The organism is Caballeronia terrestris, from assembly GCF_001544515.1.
GTDB classification, from domain to species: Bacteria; Pseudomonadota; Gammaproteobacteria; order Burkholderiales; family Burkholderiaceae; genus Caballeronia; species Caballeronia terrestris.
Window position 1 is genome coordinate 1 of sequence record NZ_FCOL02000219.1, and the last position, 3,215, is coordinate 3,215.

Consider the following 3,215-nt stretch of genomic DNA (forward strand, 5'->3'; position numbering starts at 1 on the left):
GATCTGTTGTCGTCCGCTTTCTCGCGCGACGCCGGCAACGCTGCCGACATAGGCGACCAGGCGTTCGCGACGATCGCGAGACTCGTCAGACGCGAATCGTTCGTGATGGCCTACAACGACTGTTTCTTCGTGTTGAGCCTTGTTCTGGCTGCTTCCATCGCGGTCCTCTGGCTGTCGGACCGGGTCGTTGCGGGAGGGGGAAAATGATGGCAAGCAATCAAAGACGCTGGCTACCGCTCTGCTTCGTCCTGCTGCTGCAGGCCGGTTGCGCCACGGGCCCGTTGACGCCAATCGAGGGACCCGTCGCGACGCCCGCGCGCTTCAAGGGCGGCGACCCGGCAGCCGCTTCCGTACAAGGCGAGTGGTGGAAGGTCTACCATGACGACGTCCTGAACAGCCTGGTCGAGACGACTCTGCACAACAATCCCAACCTCGATGTCGCATTTGCGAGGTTGCGGGCGGCGCGCGAAGAGGTCAAGGGCACTTCGGCTGGCTTCCTGCCGCGCGTCGACGCCAACGCGGGATTCAGCTACTCGCACACGTCGCAGTTCACGCCGTTTGGCGAGGCGCTGGGGCAGCAGTCCATCAAGGGCAGGGAGTATGCGGTCGGAGCCTCGGTGGCCTGGGAACCGGACGTCTGGGGGCGCGTGGCCAACGCCGTCACGGTGGCCAACACCAAGGTCGAGCTCGCCAAGATCGAGGTCGACTCCTACATGCTCATCCTCTGCGCCGAGGTGGTCCAGTTCTATTGGCAAATGCGGTCGGCGGAACTCGACCTGGCGATCCTGCAGGCGTTCCGGCAGTCGCGCTCGGAAACCGAGCAGGTGATGGCGTCGCAGTACAAGGGCGGCCTGATTGGAGAACTGGAACTGGCCCGGGCGCGCTCCGATGTCGCGACCGCCGCGGCGGAACTCGAGGAAGCGCGCAAGCGGCGTGACCTCAATGAGCACAGCCTGGCGACCCTGACCGGGCGCCCGATCGCGAATTTCTCGGTGCCGCCTTCCTTCTCGGACGCGAAGCGCGATTTCCTGCTGCCAGCGCCGCCGAGGATGGCGCCCGGTGTGCCGGCGGACATTCTCGCGCGTCGCCCGGACCTGGCCGCGACCGCTCAGAACATCCGTGCCTCCATCGCCGACAGGAACATCGCCGAGACCGCGTTCTATCCCACTATCAAGCTGACGGGCAATTTCGGCTTCGCGTCGATGGAGCTTCGCAATCTGACGAACGGGCAGCAATTCTCGTTCGGGCCGATCGCCATTTCGCTTCCGATTTTCGATGGCGGCAGGAACAAGGCGAATCTGGCCGCGGCGGATGCACGCTACCAGGAGGCCGTGGCGGCGCACAAGAGCAAGCTGCTCCTGGCGCTCAAGGAAGTCGACGACGCATTGACGGAGGTCTCCTCAAACGAAGCGGCGCTCGAACAGCGGCAAAAGGCCCTCGACGCTGCCCGTCGCGCCGAGGCAGTCGCCAAGTTCCGCTTCGACAAAGGCCTGGGCAACTACTTCGACGTGTTGGAATCGCAACGCACGATCCTCTCGATCGAAAGGGCGATGCTGCAAAACCGCTCGCAATCGCTGGTGACGAGCGTTCAACTGGTGCGTGCCGTCGGAGGCGGCTGGAAGGCGGACGAGGCCGTCTCGGCCGCCCAGTCGTACCGTTGAGAGATGCCCGCCTCACGAGGTGAGTGCGGGGGCTCGTTCAGCTCTTCAACTTGCGGCCCGCCATGGCGCACATCGGACAAAATCCGATGAAGCCCATTGCGACGAACGATGCGCCCGAGGCCGCCAGCGCCCATTTGAGCCACGGCTCCAACGGCACGAGGAAGGCTCCGATCACGACGGCCAGGCCCACGATGGTCCGCAGGGAGCGCTCCCACACCGGCAGGTTCTTTTGAAAAAAGAGGGTAGACATAGACGTTCCTTTCTGGTCGATATGGTTTGGTGGACGAAGCCCACCTATGCAAGAGCCGTGTCGAAGCCAAAAGGATTCAATTTTTTTCACGCCTGCGAGGTCCGGCATGAAGATAGATCCTGAAGTGGTCGAAGCCGCATGCAATGGTGACTCATCGGCGCTCGAGATGCTGCTTACGCACTCGCGACCGGACCTCAAGCGCTTTGCGCGAAGAGTGTGCGCCACCAGCGAAGATGCCGAAGACGCCGTTCAGGTGGCCTTGTGGAAGATGCATAGGAACATCGGGGACCTTCGCACGGTGTCGGCATTCGCCGTATGGATCTTTCGCATCATCGAACGCGAATGTTTCCGTACGTTCAGAGCGCTTAAGAACACGCAGCCGATCGACGAGCAGCTTGAAGCATCGCTGCCAGCCGCCCACGCGCGGGATGAACTGCGCCAGGATCTCATTGCCGCCATCGCCGCGCTGCCGCCGGCGTACAGCGAGATCCTCATCATGCGCGACGTCAACGAATGGACTGCTCCCGAGGCCGCGGCTCACCTGGGCATCACGGTGGAGGCAGCCAAGAGCCGGCTGCACCGGGCGCGCAGTCTTATGCGCGAGCGGTTATCAGCGGGGCAATATCATGTAAGCGATGCGAGTTAACGCGGTCGCGTTCAAAAATGACATGCTGACGTCCCGCTCATCACTCATTACGCGCCTTGCGCCTTGCATGGAAGGGTGCACGCAGGTGTGGAAAGCTTCGCTGCAACAACGACCCTCGGCGGCTGAACTGGATCAACTGGCAAGCTCCGAACTCGCGAAAGCGCAGCGCTTCGTTTATGAGGTGCACGCGCGGCGCTACCTCGCGGCGCGCGTGGCGTTGCGGGAAATCCTGGCGATGCAAACAGGCCTGGCTCCCCGCGATATCGTCATGAGTTACGGTCCATTCGGCAAGCCGCAGATCGATGCCCGATATGGAATTCATTTCAATCTCAGCCACTGCGACGACGTCGCACTTGTCGCTGTTTCCCGCAACGGCGAAGTCGGCATCGACATCGAGTGCCCACGAGAGTTTGCCAACGTGTTGGAGATCGCGCGCGTTCATTTTTCTCCATCCGAACGCGAACAATTTTCCAGGGTGCCAAAGGGAGACATGAACAGCGCATTTCTCCGAGGCTGGACCCGGAAGGAGGCGTGCCTCAAGGCAACCGGTTCCGGTCTGGCACTGGCGAGTTCAGCATTGGAAACAGGGTTGTGCGCCGGGCACTGGATCGTTTCGTTCGCTGCGCTGCGCCTGCAACATGTGGTCGAAGTGCAATCC

At 62.3% G+C, this 3,215-nt stretch carries 4 protein-coding genes and 1 pseudogene; 4 read left to right on the forward strand and 1 reads right to left on the reverse strand.

What is annotated here, in order from left to right; translation table 11 throughout:
* Both AWB67_RS41165 and AWB67_RS35510 read left to right on the forward strand, forming a co-directional pair.
* Positions 1–207: pseudogene (locus tag AWB67_RS41165) on the forward strand (EmrB/QacA family drug resistance transporter); the annotation flags it as partial.
* Entirely contained in the window at positions 204–1,661 is a 1,458-nt protein-coding gene (locus AWB67_RS35510) for an efflux transporter outer membrane subunit (RefSeq protein WP_200822399.1), read from the forward strand. The pseudogene AWB67_RS41165 and the gene AWB67_RS35510, both read left to right, overlap by 4 nt.
* Positions 1,662–1,698: 37 nt before the next feature.
* On the opposite strand, the gene AWB67_RS35515 is transcribed toward AWB67_RS35510, so the two are convergent.
* Positions 1,699–2,019: a YgaP family membrane protein gene (locus AWB67_RS35515; RefSeq protein WP_235025548.1), complete on the reverse strand. Its 321-nt coding sequence runs from the start codon at positions 2,017–2,019 to the stop codon at positions 1,699–1,701.
* 16 nt (positions 2,020–2,035) lie between these two features.
* On the opposite strand from AWB67_RS35515, the gene AWB67_RS35520 reads away from it, so the two are divergent.
* Both AWB67_RS35520 and AWB67_RS35525 read left to right on the forward strand, forming a co-directional pair.
* The gene (locus AWB67_RS35520; protein WP_235025549.1) at positions 2,036–2,557 is read left to right on the forward strand and encodes an RNA polymerase sigma factor; all 522 of its coding nucleotides are present in this window, start codon (positions 2,036–2,038) and stop codon (positions 2,555–2,557) included.
* Positions 2,558–2,642: 85 nt separating this feature from the next.
* A partial coding sequence (locus AWB67_RS35525; protein ID WP_235025550.1) for a 4'-phosphopantetheinyl transferase family protein occupies positions 2,643–3,215 on the forward strand: 573 nt, incomplete at its 3' end.